The sequence below is a fragment of the Leisingera sp. SS27 genome, assembly GCF_028368855.1.
In the GTDB taxonomy this organism is placed as follows: domain Bacteria; phylum Pseudomonadota; class Alphaproteobacteria; order Rhodobacterales; family Rhodobacteraceae; genus Leisingera.
The window spans coordinates 14447-37084 of the sequence record NZ_JAQNCY010000018.1 but is presented as its reverse complement, the minus strand read 5'-3'; the positions used below and the strand labels follow the sequence as shown (position 1 = coordinate 37084).

19 protein-coding genes are annotated in these 22638 nt (G+C 66.7%); 10 read left to right on the top strand and 9 right to left on the bottom strand.

Annotated elements, in window-relative coordinates; genetic code table 11:
- The first annotated feature begins 63 nt into the window (after positions 1–63).
- Genes N6L27_RS22465 through N6L27_RS22455 form a run of 3 tightly spaced genes read left to right on the top strand, consistent with a single transcriptional unit; the run spans position 64 to position 3159 of the window.
- Positions 64–903 (top strand): FHA domain-containing protein, encoded by an 840-nt coding sequence (locus N6L27_RS22465; RefSeq protein WP_271909657.1) that lies wholly within the window; start codon positions 64–66, stop codon positions 901–903.
- Positions 887–1837, top strand: a complete 951-nt coding sequence (locus N6L27_RS22460; protein ID WP_271909656.1) for a PP2C family protein-serine/threonine phosphatase — start codon at positions 887–889, stop codon at positions 1835–1837. Before N6L27_RS22465 ends, N6L27_RS22460 begins: the two co-directional genes overlap by 17 nt.
- Before the next feature lie 2 nt (positions 1838–1839).
- Complete coding sequence (locus tag N6L27_RS22455; protein ID WP_271909655.1) at positions 1840–3159, top strand: hypothetical protein; 1320 nt, start codon at positions 1840–1842, stop codon at positions 3157–3159.
- Between the two features lie 39 nt (positions 3160–3198).
- Here the strand turns inward: N6L27_RS22455 and N6L27_RS22450 are convergent, their stop codons facing one another.
- The 5 genes from N6L27_RS22450 to N6L27_RS22430 all read right to left on the bottom strand — a co-directional run bounded on the left by N6L27_RS22450 (position 3199) and on the right by N6L27_RS22430 (position 8159).
- Entirely contained in the window at positions 3199–3987 is a 789-nt protein-coding gene (locus tag N6L27_RS22450) for a hypothetical protein (RefSeq protein WP_271909654.1), read from the bottom strand.
- Positions 3988–4026: 39 nt separating this feature from the next.
- Complete coding sequence (locus N6L27_RS22445) at positions 4027–4392, bottom strand: hypothetical protein (RefSeq protein ID WP_271909653.1); 366 nt, start codon at positions 4390–4392, stop codon at positions 4027–4029.
- Between the two features lie 87 nt (positions 4393–4479).
- Entirely contained in the window at positions 4480–5409 is a 930-nt protein-coding gene (locus N6L27_RS22440; protein WP_271909652.1) for a dynamin family protein, read from the bottom strand.
- Positions 5406–7508, bottom strand: coding sequence for a dynamin family protein (locus N6L27_RS22435; protein ID WP_271909651.1), 2103 nt, complete (start codon positions 7506–7508; stop codon positions 5406–5408). Before N6L27_RS22435 ends, N6L27_RS22440 begins: the two co-directional genes overlap by 4 nt.
- A 234-nt stretch (positions 7509–7742) precedes the next feature.
- Positions 7743–8159 carry a c-type cytochrome gene (locus tag N6L27_RS22430; protein WP_271909650.1) on the bottom strand — a complete coding sequence of 139 codons (417 nt, stop codon included), beginning with the start codon at positions 8157–8159 and terminating at the stop codon, positions 7743–7745.
- Positions 8160–8333: 174 nt separating this feature from the next.
- Between N6L27_RS22430 and N6L27_RS22425 the strand changes: the two genes are divergently transcribed.
- From N6L27_RS22425 to N6L27_RS22415, 3 genes are read left to right on the top strand one after another with little or no spacing between them, the layout of a single operon-like run.
- On the top strand, positions 8334–9329 hold the full coding sequence (locus N6L27_RS22425) for an HlyD family secretion protein (RefSeq protein ID WP_271909649.1): 996 nt from the start codon (positions 8334–8336) through the stop codon (positions 9327–9329).
- Entirely contained in the window at positions 9326–12016 is a 2691-nt protein-coding gene (rbbA, locus tag N6L27_RS22420) for a ribosome-associated ATPase/putative transporter RbbA (protein ID WP_271909648.1), read from the top strand. The genes N6L27_RS22425 and rbbA overlap by 4 nt, the downstream gene beginning before the upstream one ends.
- Positions 12017–13141, top strand: a complete 1125-nt coding sequence (locus N6L27_RS22415; RefSeq protein WP_271909647.1) for an ABC transporter permease — start codon at positions 12017–12019, stop codon at positions 13139–13141. It begins immediately after the preceding gene.
- Here N6L27_RS22415 and N6L27_RS22410 read toward each other — a convergent pair.
- Positions 13138–13545, bottom strand: coding sequence for a universal stress protein (locus N6L27_RS22410; protein ID WP_271909646.1), 408 nt, complete (start codon positions 13543–13545; stop codon positions 13138–13140). The genes N6L27_RS22415 and N6L27_RS22410 overlap by 4 nt on opposite strands.
- Positions 13546–13719: 174 nt before the next feature.
- Between N6L27_RS22410 and N6L27_RS22405 the strand changes: the two genes are divergently transcribed.
- Both N6L27_RS22405 and N6L27_RS22400 read left to right on the top strand, forming a co-directional pair.
- Positions 13720–14565, top strand: a complete 846-nt coding sequence (locus tag N6L27_RS22405) for a universal stress protein (protein ID WP_271909645.1) — start codon at positions 13720–13722, stop codon at positions 14563–14565.
- A gap of 42 nt (positions 14566–14607) precedes the next feature.
- Positions 14608–15426 carry a formate/nitrite transporter family protein gene (locus N6L27_RS22400; protein WP_271909644.1) on the top strand — a complete coding sequence of 273 codons (819 nt, stop codon included), beginning with the start codon at positions 14608–14610 and terminating at the stop codon, positions 15424–15426.
- A gap of 10 nt (positions 15427–15436) precedes the next feature.
- Here N6L27_RS22400 and N6L27_RS22395 read toward each other — a convergent pair whose 3' ends face one another.
- The 3 genes from N6L27_RS22395 to N6L27_RS22385 are packed head-to-tail and all read right to left on the bottom strand — an operon-like array spanning position 15437 to position 20016.
- On the bottom strand, positions 15437–16582 hold the full coding sequence (locus N6L27_RS22395) for a site-2 protease family protein (RefSeq protein ID WP_271909643.1): 1146 nt from the start codon (positions 16580–16582) through the stop codon (positions 15437–15439).
- A gap of 57 nt (positions 16583–16639) precedes the next feature.
- On the bottom strand, positions 16640–17353 hold the full coding sequence (locus tag N6L27_RS22390) for a VIT1/CCC1 transporter family protein (RefSeq protein ID WP_271909642.1): 714 nt from the start codon (positions 17351–17353) through the stop codon (positions 16640–16642).
- Between the two features lie 44 nt (positions 17354–17397).
- Positions 17398–20016, bottom strand: coding sequence for a cation-translocating P-type ATPase (locus N6L27_RS22385; RefSeq protein ID WP_271909641.1), 2619 nt, complete (start codon positions 20014–20016; stop codon positions 17398–17400).
- A 260-nt stretch (positions 20017–20276) separates the two neighbouring features.
- Here N6L27_RS22385 and repA point away from each other — a divergent pair, with 260 nt between their 5' ends.
- A complete protein-coding gene (gene repA / locus N6L27_RS22380) occupies positions 20277–21464 on the top strand; it encodes a plasmid partitioning protein RepA (protein WP_271909640.1) in 1188 nt (395 codons plus the stop codon).
- Entirely contained in the window at positions 21461–22477 is a 1017-nt protein-coding gene (gene repB, locus N6L27_RS22375) for a plasmid partitioning protein RepB (protein ID WP_271909639.1), read from the top strand. Before repA ends, repB begins: the two co-directional genes overlap by 4 nt.
- Positions 22478–22638 lie beyond the last annotated feature (161 nt).

The following is a 22638-nucleotide window of genomic DNA, read 5'->3' as shown; positions in this document are numbered from 1 at the left end:
GGGTAAACCGGGCGCCTGCCGTGACTGCACGGACGCCTGTAACAACCAAAAAAGGCAGACGACATGGGATTTTTCGGAAAACTTATCGGACGGCAGGACCCGCTTTCTGAGCCCGCCCCGATGGAGCGGCTGCAGGTCGCGGATGAGACGATGCAGCAAGAAGTGCTGAAGGCCGTCGCCCAGCACACGCGCTCCGTGGAACTGGATCTGGACCCGCAGGCAGGCCATGCCGCAGACAGCCAGCCGGAAACCGCCGCGCCCGCCGCAGCGGATACGGCGGCCGGCATCTGGGATCTGGACCCGGCCGCAGCCGCCCCGGCTGCCCCGCCCGCTGCCCCGCCCGCTGGCGCGGCGGCGCAGATGCCCCAGCCCGGCGGTGACCTGCCCGACCTGACCGCGCATGTCAGCGCCGCCCCGGCCCGCAAGCGCCGCGCCAAGACCCGCCTCCTGGGCTTTGACACCTCCGACGGCGATGTCGTCAACCTGTTCGACAGCACCGGCGCCGCCGCCCCGGCCCGCGACACCAAGTTCCCGGTGGGCTGGATCGTGGTCGCCGACGGCCCCGGCTATGGCGAGAGCTTCACGCTCAAGGCCGGCATGTCGGCCATCGGCCGCGGCGAGGATCAGGCGGTTGCGCTGGATTTCGGCGACACCGCGATCTCCCGCAGCAACCATGCTGCCATCGTCTTTGATCCCGAAAGCTCGCAATTCTATCTGGGCCACGGCGGCAAGAGCAACATCGTGCGCTTGAACGGCCAGCCGGTGATCAGCAACGAGGTTCTGAACAGCGGCGACCTGATCCGCCTGGGCGAAACAACGCTGCGTTTCATGGCGCTCTGCGGCAAAGACTTCAACTGGACCAGCGCTGGCGGGCAGGAGGCGGAACATGTGGAAATCGCCTGAACCGCGCTTTGACGTTGCCGCCGCCATCTGCCAGGGCGCGCGCGACTACCAGGAAGACGCCATCATCACCGACTTCCCGGCGGGCACCGACATCGGCATGGCCATCCTGGCGGACGGCATGGGCGGCCACGCGGCCGGCGATGTCGCCTCCAAGATGGTGGTGACCGAGGCCTTCAGCAAGCTGAAGTTCGAAAGCGTCAACTTCGCCGAATACGAAAAGCAGATCCCCTATCACCTGACCCATGCCGCGGCAGAGGCCAACACCTGCGTGCAGGAATATGTCCAGGACAATCCCAGCGTCCGCGGCATGGGCGCGACCCTGGTGTCGGTGGTGATGATCGAGGACCGCCTGTACTGGCTGTCGATCGGCGACTCGCCGCTCTATCTGATGCGCGGCGGCAAGCTGCAGCAGCTGAACGAGGACCACTCGATGGCGCCGCAGATCGACATGATGGTCAAGGCGGGCCTGCTGGACGCCGAAGCCGGCCGCGACCATCCCGACCGCAACTGCCTGACCTCGGTCATCCTGGGCGACCGGGTGACGCGCACCGACTGCCCCAAGGCCCCGTTCCGGATGGAGGTCGGCGACCTGGTGGTTGTCTCCAGCGACGGGCTGCAGTTCCTCGAGGATGCGCGGATCGAGAAGATCCTGCACAAGTACCGCCGCCGCAAGAGCGCGGAAATCGTCGAACGGCTGCTGGCGGCGCTGGATGATCTGGCGGACCCGGATCAGGACAACATTTCCTTTGCGGTGATCAAGCTCAACCACAACAAGCCGGTGACCCGCAAGATGCGCCGCAAGCCAGTTGACCTAGTGGGCGACCAATCGGCCAGCGCAACCCGTGTGGTGGCCATGAACAGCAACTCCTATGACGGGCCGTCCCTGCCGGAGCAGGACGCCAAGGTGGTCCGGCTGGCCGGGAAAGGGCGTTAGGAATGACCCAAGCGGAAACCGCCGCCGCTGCCGCATCTCTGCGGCAAGCATTGGCAGAGGGCCGGATCCCCGCCCGCCTGCAGTCCGGCACCGGGACGCTGCTGGAGCAGCTGGAGAAACCGGTGGCCGTCACCCTGTTCGGCCTGGCGGGGTCGGGAAAGTCCAGCGTCGCCAACCTGCTGCTGGGCAGCCAGGTGATCCCGGCGGGCGTCTCCCTGCCCACCCTGCAGATCAGCGGCGGCGGAACCGCGGCCTGCAGCGGCGTGCTGGCGGATGGCAGCGGCTTCAGCCTGCCCGGTTTCGACACCGGCGCGCTGGCGGCCCGGGGTGCGGTCTTTGCTGAGGCGCAGCTGCCGCTGCCCGCCCTGAACCAGATCAGTCTCCTGGAGATTTCTGCTCCGGATGCCGCTGCCCTGGAACGCGCAGTGCCCTGGGCCGCTCAGCGGACCGGCATTGCCCTGTGGTGCACTCAGGACTTCACCTCTGCAGAGCAGGCCGCCTGGGCGCGCGCGCCGGAACAGATGAAGGACGGCGCTTTCCTTCTGGTGACCAAGGCGGATGAAATGGCATCGCAGGACCGGCTTGCCCCCGCGCTGGCCGCTATTCAGGACGCGGCCTCCGAACAGTTCAACGGCATCCTGCCGCTGGCTGCGCTGGAGGCACAGGCCGCAAGGGCGCCCGATGGCACGGTGGACCGCGACCGGCTGCGCCGTTCCGGCGGGCAGGCGCTGATCTCGGCCATCATGCATGAGGTGAAGCTGCGGCGTCAGGCAGCACTCGATCAGGCTGGTGTGCTGCTGGCGAAATACGCGCCTGCGCCCGCCCCGGTCCCTGCTGCGGAAACCGCGGCACCGCCCCCTCTGGTGGCCCCCCTGGCAGAGCCGGATGCTCCGCTTGCGCCGGAAACTCCTGTACAGGACCGCTCTGCCCCCGTGGCACAGGCGCCTGTTGCGGCCGCAGAATCCGCGGCACCGCAGGACGCGGCGCTCAGCCCGGAGGCCCGGCAGGCCTATGATCAGGCGCTGGACTACCTGTCCGCGCAGGGGCGCAGCATGGGCCAGGCGCTGCAGGACAGCACCGGCACCGGCAGCAGCAGCCAGCTGATCCGTACTGCCCTGAAGTCGGTGCAGTGGCTGGACAGCCATTTCGAGGAGTATGGCGGCAACGGCGGCAACGCGCTGGCAGAGATCCGCGGCGCGGTGTCGGAAGCGGAAGACCTCATTCAGCTGATCCAGGTGGAACAGGACGGCACGTCGCTGTTTGATGCCACCAGCATTCTGCTTCAGCTGAAACGCGACATGCAGGCGCAGCTCGCCGCCTGAAGGCGGCCAAGCTGCGGAAGAACAGCAAGGGTTTTCACCTTACAGGGTGAAAACCCGCTGCCAGATGCCGTGCAGCCCGGCCAGATCCGCCTCGCCATGGGCGAACAGGGCGCATTCGCCATCCGCCCAGACAACCGACACACAGCTGCCGCCGTCCAGAACCGGACCCAGCGAAATCAGCCGCGGCGTTTCTGTCAGCGCCGCATGTTTGGCATAAGATGCCTGGAACCGGTCCCACTGCGCATCGGCAATCTTCTGCAGCGCAGTCAGCACAGCTGCATCCTCGCCGCCGCCCAGCCAGGCGCCGCCCGCGTGCAGCAGGCAGGCCGAATACATACCGGCGGCGGCCTCGATGAAAAATTCCATCGGCCGTTCCTGCTCGCCCGGGTCCAGCTCCATCACCTCTTCCAGCATCGCCGCCGGCAGTCCCAGCCCGGCCGGGCTGCCGCCGGGCGCGGCAAAGGCGGTCTCAACCGTCAGCGGTTCTTCCGCCTGCGCCAGCCGCACCATTGCCGCGGCAACCGCTTCCAGCACCTCCGGCTGGTCATGGGACAGGCCCTGGCCGGCCAGATGCTGCACCTCTTCCAGATCGCTGCTGGCAGAGACCAGCGCCATCAGCCGCCGTTCGGACACCACAAAGGACAGCGCACTGGCCCCGGCGCGGAAGGTCAGCTGCCGCTGCAGCACCGTGGTGCCGATTTCCTGCAGCAGGGAGGGCAGCGGCGGCGGGAACAGCCCGTTGGACAGAACCCGTCTGCCATCCCGGAACACGGTCTGCCGGGCGCCGAGGGCCGCCAGGTTGCCGGCAATTGCGTCGTCGTGAGTCACTTTGAAATTCCCGTTCGAAGGTCGTGGTGCGCCGGTCCGTCAGCCATCTGCGGTGATCCGGTCCAGGCAGTCGCGGGCGGCGGCCTGAAACGCGCCCAGATCCAGATCCGGCGCCGCAAGGCACAACAGCGCATCGGTTGGCTGCCGGGGCGACTTGAAGGCCAGCATCAGCCTGCCCGGCTCCCGCGCCAGCGCAAAGGCAGGCGCGCCGGACCCGAGGGGCGGCGCGCTGTTTTCACCCAGCAGGCAGCCGGCCTGGGCACAGAGCGCATCCAGCGCATGGCGGTCCAGCGGCGACTGGCTGTTGGCCACCAGCACCATGCCCGCGGCCAGATCCGCATAGGCCACCGTCCCGCAGGCGGGAAACTGAGCGTGCAGACTGTCCAGTTCTTCCGATACCGTCATAATGCGCCCTTGCCTGATGGGCCGGTTCCGCCCGGCCCGCAGGTCAATTCACAACCGTAACGGGCCCGGGATTACAAGCCTCTTTTTTCAGCTCTCCAGCAATTCCCTGCGCAGGGCTGCCAGATCCGCATCCCGGCGCGCGCCGGGGCGCGGGGTTCGCTTGGCGCCTTGCGGACGCACCCGGCGCGGCATGACGCGGCCGGGCTGCACCTCCTGCGGGCTGGCCGCCTGGGGAGTGCCTTCGGCGGCGGCTGCCGGTTCCGCCGCAGCAGAGTGTTCCGCCGGCCGGGCCGCGGCAGCAGCCGGGACAGGCTCCTGCACCGCAGGCGTGCTGCCGTCGCGGGCCGCCGTCACAATGGCCTCCAGCGCCGCGGCAAATCCTTGGGCGCCCGAGGTCTCCCATTCCATGCTCTCCGGCTCTGCGTCCAGCGCCTGGGTCAGCGAGATCGGGCAGACGCCGGCAAACTGGCCTTCGGTCTCCCGCGCAACCCTTGTCTGCACCCGCAGCTTGTCCAGCGGCGTCGTCAGCTTGTCGAACCGGGTGATCAGCAGCAGGCTGCGCTGGCGCACCATCTCCGGCACCAGCCCCCAGGCCGCCGCCTCCGACTGGCGCCAGGCCTGGGTCGCATGGGTGCACCACAGCACGCAGTCCACCTCTTCCAGCATCCGTTCCCAGACCTCGGGCGGCATGTTGGGATCAGAAATACCGGGAAAGTCGATCAGGTCGCAGGCCTCCAGAACCGGTGCCTCGCAGCTGATCTGCACATAAAGCGTCTCTTCCAGCGGCACCGCTTCCAGCGCCTCCAGCGAGACCGGATGCAGGCTGCCGTCCAGCGCCTTGCGCTCGGGCGGGTCCTCTCCTTCGGTGATCCAGACCGGCGGCAGCCGGGTTGCCGTCACCTTCTCCGGCAGGATACGCCGCCCCAAGAGCAGGTTCGACAGGGTGCTTTTGCCCGCGCTGAACTCACCCATGATGGCGACACGGGGTTTGCGGTCCAATGGCTGCGGGTTCGTCATGCCGCCGCTCCTTTACGTGCTGCCCGGGCCGGTTCTGCGACCGGCTCCGCGTCCTCTGATGCCAGTTCCTTGAGCAGAAGCTCCAGCAGCTCCGCCCGCTCCTGCTGGGCACTGATGCCGAACAGGTTATTCAGGTCATTCATGCTGATCCGCGTCTTCTCAGCCACGTCCATCAGCAGCTCCCGCTGTTCGGTGAAGAACGCCATCAGCCGCTCGCGGGCGTCCTGCCGGATCTCCGCCGCCTGCTGTTCCTTCAGCTCATGGATGATCGGTGCCGTCTCCGCCTTGATCAGATCGTAATAGCCGCTGGCATAGGCGCGGTATCCGCGGCGGCGCTGCCACCAGCCCTTCCACCAGGAGGTCTGCAGGTCCAGCGCGATGGTGGCGCCGATCGCCACCGGCGGCGGCACCTCGGGCACAGCCGCGGGCGCAATGCGGAAATCGCTGACCTGAATGGAGACCGCCTGCTGATAGGTGTCATGGATCGCCGATGCCGCATCGCTGTAGACCTGTGTGCAGGCGGCCATCAGATTCTTGCGCATCACCTGGTAGCTGGAGCGCAGCAGGATCCGCAGCCCGTCCGGCGCATATTGCCAGGTTTCGTTTTCGCCATAGTTCTCCAGATGCTGCAGCAATGAGGCCACCGCCCGCTCCAGGAACTTGTTATGCGCCTGGTCCACCCGCGAGGAGAAGGTGGCGAACACCTGGTCCAGCGCAGTATCCATCTGCGCCATGCTCACGGTCTCCAGCCGCCGCAGCAGCTGGCTCAGCGCGGCGGGCTCGATCACCGAGATCCGGTTGCCGTCGATCCGCATTGACGCCACGGTTGAGGCCGCCTTCATGCTGGACACCTGGTTGGCGGCGCGCTGGCGCACCTCGGACAGCAGCCGCGCTCCGGCGCCTTCGGCAATCCGCGCGCCGATGGTTTCAAACAGTTCCGGCACGCCGGACAGCTGCCACATCAGCGCCGGGTCGCTCAGCACATCCTGCCCGTCTGCATCTGCCTCCGGCCCGGCGTACTGCCGCAGCACGGCGGCACTGTCCGCACCCAGCGGATGGGTGTCCGGCGCCAGCGCCGCGTTGGCCCACAGGGCGCTGCCAAAGACGATCCTGGGATTTTCCGGCCCGTTCATCTTCTCCAGCGTCGCCAGGATGCTGTCGCGGATATCGGGGATCTGGGTCTCCGGGTCCGACAGCTCGTCAATCCGGTTGACGAAGATCACGATCCCTTCGGACCGCACGTTGGAGATCATCCGGATCAGCCCCATATCGACCGAACTCAGCGCTTGCGAAGCGGACAGCACCACCACGCACAGGCGGCTGTTACGCAGCGACTTGATGGTGATCTGCTCGCGCATCAGGAAGGTGTCGTTGACGCCGGGCGTGTCGCGCAGGCACAGCGGCACCGGCAGCGAGGGCAGCGGCAGGAACAGGTCGGCGGATTTGGTGATATCGGCAAACCGGCCCTGCTGGTCGCTGCTGCCCGCCATCTCGAAATCGTCGCCCAGGCAGACATAGCGCTGCATCAGGTCGTCATCCAGATGCCGGTAATCATGCTTCTGGCCCAGCAGCAGCTCAAAACGCCGCCCCAGTCGCTTGCGGGTCTTCTCGCGCATTTCCGCAATCTGCGCCTGGATCTTCTGCAGCTCCTCATCGGCGCCCGCCCGCATCGACAGCTCACCGATCCGGCCGCCGTTGGAAACCAGATGGTCCCACTCGTCACCGTTGAAGAACTGGAAGGAGGCCACCGGATCGCCATCCTTGCGCGGCGCATTCAGGTGCAGCGAGGTGACAACAGAGGTCCAGGGGTTCACATCGGCAGGCAGCAGCCCGGGGCGGGCCACCATAGCATTGACCAGCGAGGTCTTGCCGGATTTGATCTGCCCGATCATCGTGACGCTGGGCTTGAACTCGTCCAGTTCCTTCAGCTGCCGGGCGATCTGGCTGCGGCTGCCCTTGGCTTCCAGCGCCTGAATGTCCAGCAGCAGGTCCTTCAGCTCCACGATCTCGCCTGCAAGCCCGTCCAGGCTGTCATGGCCGTCGCGCAAAAAGGGAAAACGTCCAAGGCCAGCCGGCTGGCAGTCGGGTGTATCATCCATAGGGTAATTTCCTTGTCGGTCTGTGCGAGCAACGAATGAATTCGCGGTCAAAGCTGCCTTCTTTATTTTCTGGTTAACGAACAATCAGCCATCAAAGGCAAAATTGCGGCAGACCGTGGCCGACAACTTGTCTTTGCGTAAAATATTCAGACTTTTTTAACTTCTGGAGGGAGCGCCGGGCGGATTCCGAGCCTCATCAGTGTGCTGCGCCGTTCATCCGCAAGGGACGCGCGGCTATTCGCTCCCGGTCCCGCCGTGCTGCACCGATTTCAGATAGGCGATCAGGCTGCCCAGGGCCTGCGGCACCATCATCGGCTGGCCGTTCGGCAGGGCCAGGGCCACATACTGGTCCTCGTCCAGCGAGGGGCCGAACACGGGCATGTCGCCATGGGCGGCAACCGGCTGGCGGCCGTCTATCTGCTTGGCCACCGCCTCAACCGGGAAGGCGCCGTTGTTGCGCGCGGCCAGCCGGGTCAGATCCGGCGGCTGCAAGGCCATCATTTCCGCCATCGGCCCCTGGCTTGCCGCGTCCTTGCCGTGGCATTCGGCGCAGAAGTACAGGAACAGGTCCCGCCCCTCACCGGCACCACTTTCCTGCGCCCAGACCGGGCCTGCTGCCATTGCAAGTGTTGCTGCCAGCCGCATCAGCATCGCCGTTCTCCTTTGCTCCGGACCTTCTGCGCAGCCCCGCCTGGTCCCGGTGCACGCCGCAGATGAAGTGATCTTAGCGGCAATCCGGCAGCGCAGAATTGACCCAGAGCAAGGCGGGCCGTGCGGAACCGGACTAGGCTCCGCAGGTGCCGCAACGGAACGGGGGGTTCTGCCATGACCAAAACTGCCGCTGCACTGCTGGCCGGTGCTGCCGTTCTGCTTACGGCCGCCGCCGTGTATCTGTTTGTCGCGGACAACGGCGCGGGCCTGCCCGAGGGGTTCGTCCAGGGCAACGGCCGGATCGAGGCCGAGCAGGTTGAGATCGCCCCCGCCCGGGCGGGCCGGGTGGCCAAGGTTCTGGCCGCCGAGGGCAGCCTGGTGGCGGCCGGCAGCGTCCTGGTGGAAATGGACACGGATGAGCTGTCGGCGGCGCATGACCGGGCCAAGGCCGAAGCCGCGCTGGCGCGCCAGACCAGGGCCGAGGCGGAGGCACTGGTTGTCCAGCGCCAGAGCGAGCACCGGCGCGCGGAGCATGAGCTGGACCGCGCCACCGCCCTGCTGGCCGGTCACAACATTGCCGAAACCCTCTTTGAAGAACGCGAAACCGCCCACCAGGTCGCCGAGGCGGTGCTGGGCGCGGCCAAGGCGCGGGTCGCCACCGCAGAGGCCCGCATCGCAGCGGCTGAGGCAGAGGTCCGCCGGATCGCCGCGCAGATCGAGGACAGCATACTTACTGCGCCGATGCCGGGCCGGGTCCTGTACCGGCTGGCGGAACCGGGGGAGGTGGTCGGCGCCGGCGGGCCGATCCTGACGCTCCTGAGCCTTGAAAACATCTACATGGAGGTGTTCCTGCCCGCCCGCGAGGCCGGTCTTCTGCCAATCGGGGCGGAAGCCCGCATCGTGCTGGACGCCCTGCCCGATTATGCCATTCCCGCCACCGTCACTTTCGTGTCGCCAGAGGCCCAGTTCACTCCCAAGCAGGTCGAGACCCTCAGCGAGCGCGAGCAGCTGGTGTTCCGCGTCCGCGTCCGCATCCCGCAGGATCTGGTGGCCGCGCGGATCGAACATGTGAAAACCGGCCTGCGCGGCATCGCCGTGATCCGGCTCGATCCGGACAGCCCCTGGCCCGAAGCACTGGAGCGGCGCATCCCGCCTGAGCTGTTCGAATGACTTCCCGGGCTGACAGTCCTGGGATACGCATCGCGGAGGTCAGCCACCGCTACCGCAAGCATGTGGCACTGGATGGGATCTCCTTGGACCTGCTCCCGGGCCGGCTGGTGGGGCTCATCGGCCCGGACGGTGTCGGCAAGTCGACCCTTCTGGGCCTGATCACCGGCGCCAAGCAACTGCAGGCCGGGTCGATAGATGTGCTGGGCGGCCCGATCGGCAACGCCGCCCATCGGCGCCGCATCTGCTCCGCTATTGCCTTCATGCCGCAGGGGCTGGGCCGCAACCTCTATCCCGAACTGTCCGTGCGCGAAAACCTGGAGTTCTTCTCCCGCCTGTTCGGCCAGGGCGCGGCAGAGCGCGAGGCCCGCATCGCATCCCTCCTCACCGCTACCGGGCTGGCGCCTTTTGAAGACCGGCTGATGGGCAGGCTGTCGGGCGGCATGAAGCAGAAGCTGGGGCTGTGCTGCGCCCTGATCCACGACCCGAAACTGTTGGTGCTGGATGAGCCGACCACCGGCGTTGACCCGCTGTCGCGCCGCCAGTTCTGGGCGCTGATCAGCGCCATCCGCACCCAAAGTCCCGGCCTCTCGGTGCTGGTCTCCACCGCGTATATGGAGGAGGCGCAGCGCTTCGACTGGATCGTCGCCATGGATGCAGGCCGGGTGCTGTTCCAGGGCCCGCCGGAAGACTTGCGAAGCGGGGCCGAAGACCTCGAGACCGCCTACCGGCAGCTGCGCGCGAAAGGAAAACCGCCGCCGGTTCCGCACCCTGCCCCGGCTGCGCACAGCGGCGAAGCGGTCATCACCGCCCGCGGCCTCACCCGCCGCTTCGGCGATTTCACTGCCGTTGACCACGTCGATTTCTGCATTGCCCGCGGTGAAATCTTCGGCTTTCTCGGCTCCAACGGCTGCGGCAAGTCGACAACGATGAAGATGCTGACCGGCCTCTTGCCCATCAGCTCCGGCGCGGCGCAGCTGTTCGGCAAGCCCGTGGATGCCAGGAACCGCGCCATGCGCCGCGAAACCGGCTATATGAGCCAGGCGTTTTCGCTTTATGGCGAACTGACCGTTGAACAGAACCTGCAGCTCCACGCCCGCATTTTCGGGATCAAAGACCGCGCGGCCCGGGTCGCCGAACTGACCCGGCGCTTCGGCCTAGCGGCGCACAGGACCTCCCTGGCCGCCGCCCTGCCCCTGGGCATCAAGCAGCGGCTGTCGCTGGCGGTTGCGGTGATCCACCGTCCGCGGGTGCTGATCCTGGACGAGCCGACCTCCGGTGTCGATCCTGAGGCGCGGGACATGTTCTGGGCGCTGCTGCTTGAGCTGTCGCGCAACGAGGGCGTGACGATCTTTGTCTCCACCCACTTCATGGGCGAGGCGGAGCGCTGCGACCGGGTCTCCTTCATGCACGCGGGAAAGGTTCTGGCCGAGGGCACCCCCGAAGAGCTGATGGCCGCCGAAGCGGCAGACAGCCTGGAGGAGGCGTTCATCTCCATACTCAAGGCCGCCGACCCCCCTGCCCCGGTCTCAGCACCCGAAACCACGGTTCAGGCAAAGGGCCGCGTAGCGGGCGGCCTCACCCGCGCGCTGGCCTATGCGCGGCGCGAAACGGTGGAGGTGCTGCGCGACCCGGTGCGGCTCGCCTTTGCCTTCCTCGGCTCCGTGATCCTGATGCTGGTGTTCTGCTTCGGCATTTCGCTGGACATCGACGAGCTGGACTATGCCGCGCTCGACCTGTCGCAAAGCCCCGAAAGCCGCGCCTACCTGGCGGAGATTTCCGGCTCCCGCTACTTCCGCACCACCCCGCCCCTGTCCAGCGCCGCCGAAGGCCGCAACCGGCTGGTCTCGGGCGAGGTCTCGCTGGTGATCGAGCTGCCGCCTGACTTTGGCCGCAAGCTGCGCGCGGATGAACCGGCAGAGGTGCTGGCCGTCGTTGACGGCGCCATCCCCTTCAAGGGCGAAACGGTGGAGGGCTATGCTGCCGGCCTGCATCAGACCTTCCTGAACGCTGAGGCCGCCGCCAGCGGCACCCGCCAGCCCGAACTCGCCCGGATAGAGCCGCGGTTCCGCTACAACCAGAGCTTCGAGAGCATCGCGGCCATGGCGCCGGCCATGCCCGCAATCCTGCTGATCATGCTGCCCGCGGTGCTGATGGCGGTCAGCGTCGCGCGCGAAAAGGAGCTGGGCTCGGTCACCAATTTCTACGTGACGCCCACCACCCGGCTGGAGTTCCTGATCGGCAAACAGATCCCCTATATCGTGATTGCTTATGTGAACTTCCTGCTGCTCGCGGCGATGACCATCGCGGTCTTCAAGGTGCCGCTCAAGGGCAACCCGCTGCCCTTGGCCCTTGGCGCGCTTCTTTATGTCTGGGCCGCCACCTCCTATGGGCTGCTGATCGCCACCATGACCTCCAGCCAGGTGGCGGCAACCTTTGCCACCACCATCGCCTCGGTGGTGCCGACGATCCAGTTCTCCGGCCTGCTGCAGCCGGTCTCGACACTGGAACCCGGCGCCCAGACCATCGGCGCGCTGTGGCCGTCGTCCTATTTCCTGCACCTGAACGTCGGCGCCTTCACCAAGGGGCTGGGCTGGGAGGCGCTGCTGCCCGACATCCTGGCGCTGGCCTGCTTCGGACCGGCCCTCACCCTGCTGGCCGCGCTGGCGCTGCGGGCGCAGGAGAAATAGATGCGGCGGCTCTCCTGCATATTCTGGCTCGGCCTCAAGGAGATGATGAGCCTGCGCCGCGACTGGGTGATGATGGCGCTTCTGGCCTGGTCCTTCACCCTGGCGCCGGTGATGGAGGCGACCGGGGTCGCCACCTCGGTCAACAACGCCTCGATCGCCTTTGCGGATGAGGACAACTCGCCGCTGTCGCGCACCCTGGCGGAGGCGTTCTTTCCGCCCGAATTCCAGCCTGTTGCCCAGATTGAACCGGGAACCGGCGCCGCCCGGATGGATGCGGGCGATTTCCTGTTCGTGGTCGCCGTGCCGCCCGGGTTCGAAAAAGACCTGCGCGCCGCCCGCGTGCCGGAAATCCAGGTGCTGATCGACGCCACCGCGATGGAACAGGCAGGCATCGGCGCCAGCTACATCACCAGCATCCTCAGCACCGAGATCCGCCGCTTTGCCATCGGCGCCGATCTGGCAGTGCCGCAGCCCCTGAACATCATCATCCGCAGCGCCTTCAACCCCAACCGCGACACCGTCCGCTTTGCCGGTATCAACGCGCTGATCGGCCAGATCATGTGGCTGACCACGATCCTGACCGGCGCCGCGATGATCCGCGAGCGCGAGCACGGCACCATTGAGCATCTGCTGGCGATGCCGCTCTCGCCCTTCGATATCGCCGTGGCCAAGATCTGGGCCAACGCCGCGGTGGTGCTGGTTGCGGCAGCGCTGTCGCTGGGTTTTGTGATGCAGGGCGTGCTGGAGATCACCATTGCGGGCTCCAAGCTGCTGTTCCTCTGCGGCACCGCGCTGTTCCTGTTCACAGCCACCGCGCTGGGAGTGTTCCTGGCCACGGTCGCGCGCTCGATGGCGCAGTTTGCGCTGCTGGTGATGCTGACCATCCTGCCGATGCTGATGCTGTCGGGCGGCGAAACCCCGGTGGAAAGCCAGCCCGCCTGGCTGCAGGCCACCACCATGCTGCTGCCCTCGCGCCACTACATGTCCGCCAGTCAGGCCATCGTCTTCAAAGGCGCAGGGTTCCAGACCGTCTGGCCGGAATTCCTGTGGATGGCGCTGCTGGGCGCGACCCTGCTGGCGACCAGTCTGGTGCTGTTCCGCCGGTCCGTGGCGCAGGACGGCTAGCGGATCACCACCACGGTGCATTTGGCATGGCGCACCACCCGCGCCGCGGTCGAGCCGAGGAAATAATCCTGCAGTCCCGGCCGGTGCGAGGCGATGACAATGCAGTCGGCGCCATGCGTGTCCGCGTAATCGGTGATCGTGCGCCCGGCATGTCCGGTGACCACATCCGCCTTGACGTCCGCGACCCCGCCCAGATCCGCCTTCAGCTCTGCCAGCATCTCTGCACGGGTGCCTTCCAGCAGGCCCTGTGGCAGCTGCTGAACCACATAACCGGGGATCTCGTCCGCCACGGTCAGCGCGGTGATCCTGGCATCGCTGTCAGCCAGCAGGCGGGCAGCCTCCAGCGACCGTGCCGTATTGGCACCGTGATCGGGGGCAATGGGAACCAGAATATGCTTGTACATCGTGATCCTCCTCTGATGCGGTCCGAGTCTACGCCGGTTTCCGGCGGCCTGCCTTGACACAGGTTAGCCGCAGCAGCGGATTGATCAGGATCATGGCGCCCGCCGGCGCAGCTGATCTACTGGTGAACGCGGTACGCACCCCACCTGCCGCACCCCAGCTGCCGGAGGCCCGCCATGCAACGCCAAACCTCTCTTTTCGTGCTGACTGCAGACACCAGTGACGCAACCATCACTGCCGCCGCCGAAGCGGCGCAAGCCCAGGACGCATATCTCGCCTGCCTGCTTTTGGACAGCCTGCCCGCCAGGCCCTATTTCGTCTACAGCGCGACGGGGTTCGGCGCGGCTGCAATGCCTGCGGACTGGGTTGATCATTTGCGGGACGCCCGTCAGGCCGCTGAATCCCGCGCCGCAGAGGTGAACGATCTCCTCACCCGCAACATCTGCTCCGGCGATGTGCATTATGCGGTCTGCGCCGGCGCCGACATCCGGCAGCTGTGCGCCCAGCGGGCCAAGACCTGTGATTTTGCGCAGTTTGCCGATGACCTCAGGGACCGCGACGACATCTTCCGCGACGCCCTGCACGGCCTACTGTTCCAGTCGCCGGTTCCGGTCATCGTGAACGGCTCGCCTTTTGCCAGCTGCAACCGCGTCTTCCTCGCCTGGGACAGCAGCCTTGCCGCCTCCCGCGCCGCGCATCTGGCCCTGCCCTGGCTGCGCCGCGCCGAGGAGGTCGTGATCGGATGCTTTGAATCGAGCGCCTCAGACCAGCGCGACGGCGAGGATCCAGGCACCGATGCCGCAGCATGGCTCTGCCATCACGGCTGCAACGTGACCGTGTCGCAGTTCCCCGGCGGCGGCCAGGATGTCGGCCACGGCATTTTGCAGCGCGCCCGCGAGGCCGGGGCCGGTCTGGTGGTGATGGGGGCCTATGGCCACTCCCGCATGCGCGAGGCCGTGTTTGGCGGTACCACCCGGACAATGAGTGAGCAGACAGAGCTGCCGGTGCTGTTTGCCCACTGACGCCCGCCGCACCCTTGCGCCCATGACCTCAGGAGCCGACCGATGACCAGCCAGGCCCCCTTTGACGCCTACAAACCCGCCGAAATCGCAAAACTGGTAGAGACCGCCGGAACCGCCAAGGCCCGGCTGCCGCTGCCGCAGATGTTCGTGCTGGCGATGCTGGCGGGGGCCTTCATCGGCTTCGGCGCGGCGGCCTACACCATGACCCTGACCGGCGCATCCCCCGTCACAGGACCGGTCCGGGTGCTGGGCGGGGCGGTGTTCTCGCTCGGTCTGATCCTGGTGGTGATCGCCGGGGCAGAGCTGTTCACCGGCAATGTGCTGATGGTGATCGCCGCGGTGGACCGCAAGATTCCGCTGCGCCTGCTGCTGCGCAGCTGGGGCATTGTCTATGCCGGCAATCTTGCGGGCGCCGCCGGGCTGGCCGCTGCCTTTGCCCTTACCGGGTTGCTGGACGGTCCGATGGGCGCAACCTCCGCCGGGATCGCAGAGGCCAAGGCCGCCCTCTCTCCGCTGGAGGCCTTCATGCGCGGCGCGCTGTGCAACGCCCTGGTCTGCCTTGCCGTCTGGCTGTCTTTCGCGGCCCGCACCGCCGCCGGCAAGGTCCTTGCCATCCTGTGGCCGATCACCGCCTTCGTGCTGCTGGGGCTCGAGCACTCGATCGCCAACATGTATTTCTTCCCCCAGGCCTGGGCAGCGGGAGCGGATATTCCCCTTTCGGCAGCAGCCGCCAACCTGTTCTGGGTCACCCTCGGCAACATCGCAGGCGGCGCAGGCGGGGTCGCCCTGGCCTACTGGTTTGCATTTCTCGGCGGCGCCGCGCAGCGGCAGACTGAGCAATCACCCGAGCAAAGCCGCTGACACCGCCGCCTTACTCCGCCTTGCGTTCCGGCAGCCGGATCTCCTGCAGCACCGCCAGATAGCCCATCAGATCAGACAGGGTGACCACCCCCAGCAGTTGGCGCCCCTCCGCCACCAGAAACTTGCGCCGCCCGGTGGCAGAGATTTTCGCCATCAGCTCCGCGGCCGGCATCTCCGGGCCAACAGTGTTGTCCGCATCCGCCGCAACATAGACGTCGCCGACATGCGTTGCCGTCCACTCCGCCCGCGGGGTCTGCGCCAGCAAGCTGGTATCGGCATAACCCAGCAGCACATCGCCCAGCACCACCGGCACAAAGCTCTTGCGCTCCGACAGCATCACCTGATCCGCGAGGTATTGCAGGCTCACCTCCGGCAGCACGGTGACCGCATCGCGCGTCATCAGCGCGGCGGCTGTCTTGCCCTTGAATGCCGCCTCCTGCAGCTGGCGGGCATATGTGCCCTTGGCCGCCGCCAGCACAAACACCCCGATCAGCACCTGCCACAACGACGCAACCGGATTGCCGGAAAACAGCCCGATGACACCAAAGAGGATCAGCGCATAGGCAAAATAGCTGCTGATCCTCGTAGCTGTGGCAGTCGCCTGCAGCAGGTCGCGGCTGCGGCTCCACAGAAAGGCGCGGAAGATCCGCCCGCCATCCAAGGGAAAGGCCGGCAGCAGGTTGAACACCGCCAGCACCAGGTTGATCAGCGCCAGGTAGTCCAGCACAGGGTTCAGCGCCATCCCCGGCGCAAGCCACCCGCCCGTCTGCGCCAGCAGCCAGAAGGCCAAGGCCAGCGCAAAGCTCATCAGCGGGCCGGCAATGGCAATCCAGAACTCGCTGGCGGCGGTCTTCGGCTCCGATCCCAGCTCGGCAACCCCGCCGAAGATGAACAGGGTGATCCCCTTGATCTCAACCCCGTAGCGGCGCGCCACCACCGAATGGGACATCTCGTGCAGGATCAGCGAGCCGAAAAACCCCAGCATCGCCAGCAGCGCCAGGGTCAGATAGACGCTGCCTCCGGCACCGGGATACACCATCGGAAAATACTGCGACGACAGGCTCCAGGTGATCAGCGCGGCAATCAGCGCCCAGCTCGGATCAATCCTGATGTCAAACCCCTGCAGGGTGGCGATTTTGATGGCATTTGAAAACATATGCGTCCCTCCGGTCATCAGCTTAGGGCCAAACCGCCCCGCCCCCCTTGATCCGGCTCAAACCCGGAACAGGCTGCCCGCCAGATAAGCCACCGCAGCCGCGCAGGAGCCGATGGCCAGCGTTTCCAGCCCGGATTTCCACCAGGGCGCCAGCGACCAGGCGCTCTTGCTGGCGCCGATGCCGAAAAACACCGCCCCGGTGGCCAGCGCCGCCGTCAGGAACGGATCGGGCAGCCCCAGCATGAAGGGCAAGAGCGGCACGATGCCCGCCGCCATGAAGGCGGCAAAGGTGGTCAGCGCCGCCGCCACCGGGCTGGGCTCGGCCGGCGCCAGCCCGTATTCGCTGGTCAGCATCACAGAGATCCATTTCTCCGGCTTGGCCGAGACCGATTGCACCGCACCCTCCAGCACATCGCCACTCAGCCCCAGTTCCTGGAAGATCTGGCGCAGCTCCTCGCGCTCGCCCTCCGGGTAGTCGCGGATATGGCGTTTCTCCACCTTGTAGAGCCGCCGCCGGTCGTCCAGATCCGCCTTGGTGCCTAGGTAATTGGCCGCCGCCATGGAAAACCCGTCCGCCAGCACGTTGGCTATGCCCAGGGCAATGATCACACCTTGCGAAAACCCGGCGCCCTCGACGCCCGCGGCAATCGCAAAGGTGGTGACCGCACCGTCAATGCCGCCATAGACCGCGTCCCGCAGCCGCCCGGTGCCGTTGCTGCCCGCAAGCCGCCGCGCGATGTCCTCCTTGCTGTGCCCGTGATCGCCCTTCATGCCCGCAGGATGGCCCGGAACGGCAAAACCCGCATTGAGGGAGGTCAAGCCGCCGCAGCCGCCCGCGTGGCCCGCCGGCCGGTCAGGTAGCGCAGGGTTTTCAGCACCTCCGGCACCACCAGGATAGGCAGCACCAGCAGCGCGATCAGCCCCCACTGCTCCGCCTGCAGCGGCACCGTGTGCAGCAGCACCTGCAGCGGCGGCCAGTACACTGCCGCAACCTGCGCCCCGATGGTCACCGCCAGCGCCGCCAGCAGCAGCGGATTGCTGAAGAACCCGATCCGCCAGCACGGCAGATGCAGCGAACGGAAGGCAAAGACGCTCGCCTTCTCAAACACCACCATGGCGGTAAAGGCGGCGGTGCGGGCCAGATCCTCGTTGCCGTCCAGCAGATGCAGGAACAGCCACAGGCTGGCCAGCCCGGTATAAAGCCCCAGCGCCAGAATGGTCAGCAGACCGGCCTTTCCCACAATCGGCGCGTCTTTCCGGCGCGGCGGATGCTCCATCTGGTCCGGCTCGCCCTTCTCCAGCCCCAGCGCCACCGCCGTCACCCCGTCGGTGACCAGGTTCATCCACAGGATCTGGGTCGCCAGAAAGATCAGCGGCCCGCCGATCAGGATATTGATCAGCAGCGCGATCACCTCGCCTGCGTTGGAGGATAAGAGGTAGCGCACGAACTTGCGCACATTGGCAAACTGCCGCCGCCCTTCGCCGATGGCGCGGACGATGGTGGCAAAGTTATCGTCCAGCAGCACCAGGTCAGAGGCATCCTTGGCCACATCGGTGCCCCGCACCCCCATCGAGACGCCGATATCGGCCTGCTTCAGGGCCGGTGCATCGTTTACCCCGTCCCCGGTCATCGCCACGATCTGATGCTGCCCCTGCAGGGCCGAGACGATCCGCATCTTGTGGGCGGGCCTTGTACGGGCAAACAGCACATCCTGCTGCAACAGCCGGTCCAGCTCCGCATCCTCCAGTGCCTCCAGCGCATCACCGGTCAGGGTCTTTCCCGCAGGCAGACCCAGCTGGGCGGCAATTGCCTTGGCAGTCAGCGGGCTGTCGCCGGTGATCATGATCACCCGGATGCCCGCCGCCCGCGCCGCGCCGATGGCATCCCGCACTTCGGGCCGCGGCGGGTCGATCAGTCCGGCCAGTCCGAGAAAGGTCATGTCCTGCTCGCGGATCTCCCCGCCCTGCGCCGCGCCGACCGCCAGGCCGATCACCCGCAGCCCTTCTGCGGCCATCGCCTCATAGGCGCCGGTGATGGCGGCCGCTTCCTCCGCACCCAGCTGCCGCGGGCCGTCCTGGGTCAGCACCTCCGTACAGATGCCCAGAACCTGCTCCGGCGCGCCCTTGGTCAGGACCTTCTCGCCGCTGCCGCCCTTTACCAGAACGCTCATCCGCTTGCGTTCGCTGCTGAAGGGGATTTCCGCCACCACCGCATCCGGCGGCGGCAGCGCTGCCCAGCCCTTGTAGCCCAGGGTGACCAGCGCGCCCTCGGTCGGGGCGCCGGTCATCTGCCAGTGGTCCCCCTCACGGTGCAGGCTGGCATGGGTGCAGGTCAGCCCCGCTTCCAGCAGCTCTGCCAGCACCGCATCCTCTCGCGCGCCGGTAACGGCGCCGTTCCAGGCAATATGGCCCGCCGGGTCATAGCCGGTGCCGGTCACCTGATAGCTGCGTTCCAGCGTCCAGACCCGAGTCACGGTCATCTTGTTTTCGGTCAGGGTGCCGGTCTTGTCCGTGCAGATGACCGAGGCTGCGCCCAGCGTTTCCACCGCCTGCAGACGCCGCGCCAAGGCTTTCTGGCGCACCATTGCCGCCGCCCCCAGCGCCAGGGTGATGGTGACCACCGCGGGCAGCCCCTCCGGCACCATCGCCACCGACAGCGACAGGCCAGTCATGAACATCTCCGCCGCGTCCCGCCCCATGTACAGCCCCAGCGCCAGGATAGCCGCCGCCACCGCCAGCGCCGCAAAGCCCAGCTGCCGCGCCAGCCGGCCCAGCTGCACCTGCAGATTGGTCTTCTTAAGCCCCACCGCTCCGGTCAGCGCCGCTATCTCGCCAAAGGCGGTGCGCGCGCCGGTCGCGGTGACCACCGCCAGCGCGCGGCCCGCCGCCACCACCGTGCCGGCAAACACCTCCGCAGTGTCTGTGCCAGGCGCCTTGTCCACCGGAACCGATTCCCCGGTCAGCGCGCTTTCATCCAGCCGCAGCCCGGCAGCCTCGTGCAGATGCGCGTCGGCAGGCACCCGGGCGCCCGCCTCTAGAATGATCAGATCGCCCGGCACCAGCTCGCGCGCTTCGATCACCTGCTCGCGCCCGTCGCGCACCGCCAGCGCCTGCGGCGACAGCATGCTGCGCAGGCTTTCCAGCGCGGTCTCCGCCCGCCATTCCTGCACAAAGCCAAGGATCCCGTTCAGCCCGATCACCAGCCCGATCGCCAATGTGTCCGTGTATTCGCCCAGCGTGAAGGCGATGATCCCCGCGGCAATCAGGATCAGCACCAGGAAATTGCTGAACTGGCGCAGGAACACCTGCAGCGGCCCGGTCCGCCTGCCGCGCGGCAGCTCGTTCCAGCCATAGGTCCGCCGTACCGCCTCCGCCTGCTGCCCCGTCAGCCCGCTGAGTTGCCCGCGAGTACGGTCCTGAACCGGGTCTGCCATGCGCTTTGCCCTCCGCTGCCCCAACCGGCTGCTGAACCCAGCCTGCCGCAGGGCAGCAGGCCCGGCAACTGCACCAACGCCGCAGGGGGCTGTTGCCGACACGCCCGGCAGGGGCCAACTATAGAAAACGCTTGCACGAATCCCGCTCTTTGGCCAATAGTCACGGAAAAGAGGCGGCAAACGCCAAATTCCGTGAACACGCCACGCAGCAAACTCACGGGCAAAAGGCAGAGCGGCGCATATGGCAGGCACTAGGGCAGATGGATCATACATACACACCTGAGGATCTCAATGCAGTGATCCGCCAGCATTCCGAATGGATTGCGGCCCAGCTGCATGCACAGCGCGAAAGCCTGTTCCCGCCGAACGCTTCCAAGACCATGCGCAAATTCACCTCCGGCGAGGCCGCAAGCCTGCTGGGCGTGAATGATTCCTACCTGCGCAAACTGCATCTGGACGGCAAGGGCCCCTCGCCCGAGCTGACTGCCGGCAACCGCCGCCAGTATTCCACCGAGGACATCCGCGAACTGCGCGAACTGCTGGAGAAAACCGCCCGAAAGTCCGGCGATTACCTGCCCGGCCGCCGGGAGAATGATCATATGCAGATCATCGGTGTGATGAATTTCAAGGGCGGCTCCGGCAAGACCACCACCTCCGCCCATCTGGCGCAGCGCCTCGCGCTCAAGGGCTACCGGGTGCTGGCGATCGACCTCGACCCGCAGGCGTCCTTGACCGCCCTGCACGGCGTCCAGCCGGAGTTCGACCTCAAGGACGGCGGCACGCTTTATGACGCCATCCGCTACGACGACCCGGCGCCGATCTCCTCGGTGATCCGCAAAACCTATATCCCGAATCTCGACCTGATCCCCGGCAACCTCGAACTGATGGAGTTTGAGCACGACACCCCCCGCGCCCTCGCGCAGGGCAGTGCCGGGCTGTTCTTCTTCCGGGTCAAAGAGGCTCTAACACAGGTCGATTCCGACTATGACGTGGTGGTGATCGACTGCCCGCCGCAGCTCGGCTTCCTCACCATGTCGGCGCTCTCCGCCGCCACCGGCGTCTTGGTCACCATCCACCCGGAGATGCTCGACGTGATGTCGATGTCGCAATTCCTGCGCATGACCGCCGACCTGATGGATGTGATCGCGCAATCCGGCGCCGATATGTCCCACGACTGGATGCGCTACCTGCTGACCCGCTACGAACCCTCGGATGCGCCGCAGAACCGGATCGTTGCCTTCCTGCGCACCATGTACGGCGACAAGGTGCTGAACGCGCCGATGCTGAAGTCCACCGCAATCTCCGACGCGGGCCTCACAAAACAGACTCTATACGAGGTCGAACGCAGCGCTTTCACCCGCTCCACCTACGACCGCGCAGTCGAAAGCCTGAACGCCGTGAACGACGAAATCAGCCAGCTCATTCAGGAAACCTGGGGGCGCACATGACCAGCAAGAAATCCCGCCTTTCGATGCTCGACAGCCTGGCCGCGGCCGGCGCGCCGGTCTCCTCCCCTGCCCCGGCGACGCCGATGATGTCCAGCAACCGCGCCCTGCGCTCGGCCCGCGACGCGGTGGATTCGCACCGGGTCTGGGATCTGGAGCCGCATCAGATCGAGGACACCCGCGTCCACGACCGGCTCGACCCGAACGACATCCACGACCTGCGCGACGCGATTGAGGCCAACGGCCAGACGGTACCCATTCTGGTGCGCCGCCACCCGTCCGAGACCGACCGTTACCTGCTGGTCTACGGCCGCCGCCGGCTGGAGGCGATCCGCGCCTCCGACAAGGTGACCAAGGTCCGCGCCCTGGTCGCCACTTTGGATGATGACGCCGCCGTGCGTGCGCAGATTTCCGAAAACATGGCGCGCCGCGACCTCTCCTTCATCGAAAAGGCCCTGTTCGCGCAGGAACTGGTCGAAAACGGCTTCGGCAACCAATCGCAAGTCGCCGAGGTGCTGACCGTCACCAAATCCTCCGTCTCCATGGCCATCGCCATTGCCGAGGCGGTGGGCCCCGATCTGATCCGCGCCATCGGCCCGGCCCAGGGCATCGGCCGCCCCCGCTGGGACGCGCTGGCCAAGGCAATTGCCGCCAGCGGCGCCAGGCAGGAGGGGCTGATTGCCATCGCCCAGAAGGAATACGACGATTTCACCATGCGGGCCGTCAATGGCACCGCCGAGGCCGAACCCGCCGACCCGTCGGTGCTGGCGTTTGAGGCGGTGTTCAGCGCCGTTGCCTCCGCCCCTGCCCCGCAGAAACCGGCCAAACCCGCCAAGGCGCGCACCCTCAGCCAGCCGCTGACCGTGGATGGGCTGCGCAGCGCCACCCTGCGCCGCACCGCCAAGGGCGTCAGCCTGGAACTGCCGGGCGGCGGCTTTGCCGACTGGCTGGAGGCTGAGGCGCAAACACTGATTGAAGAGCTTCACGCGCGCTGGCAGTCGCGCGGCGAAGAGTAATGATAACAACAACTTAGGAGGCACAGAGCAGGCAAAAAAGAAGGCCCCGCAAAACCGAAGCTCCACGAGACCAACTTGTTTCTAGCACTCTCAAGTTAGTGGCCGGAGGTGATATCCGCAAGTCGAAAGCGATTCGCGGGCCGGTGTTTTTTTGTCTTTCG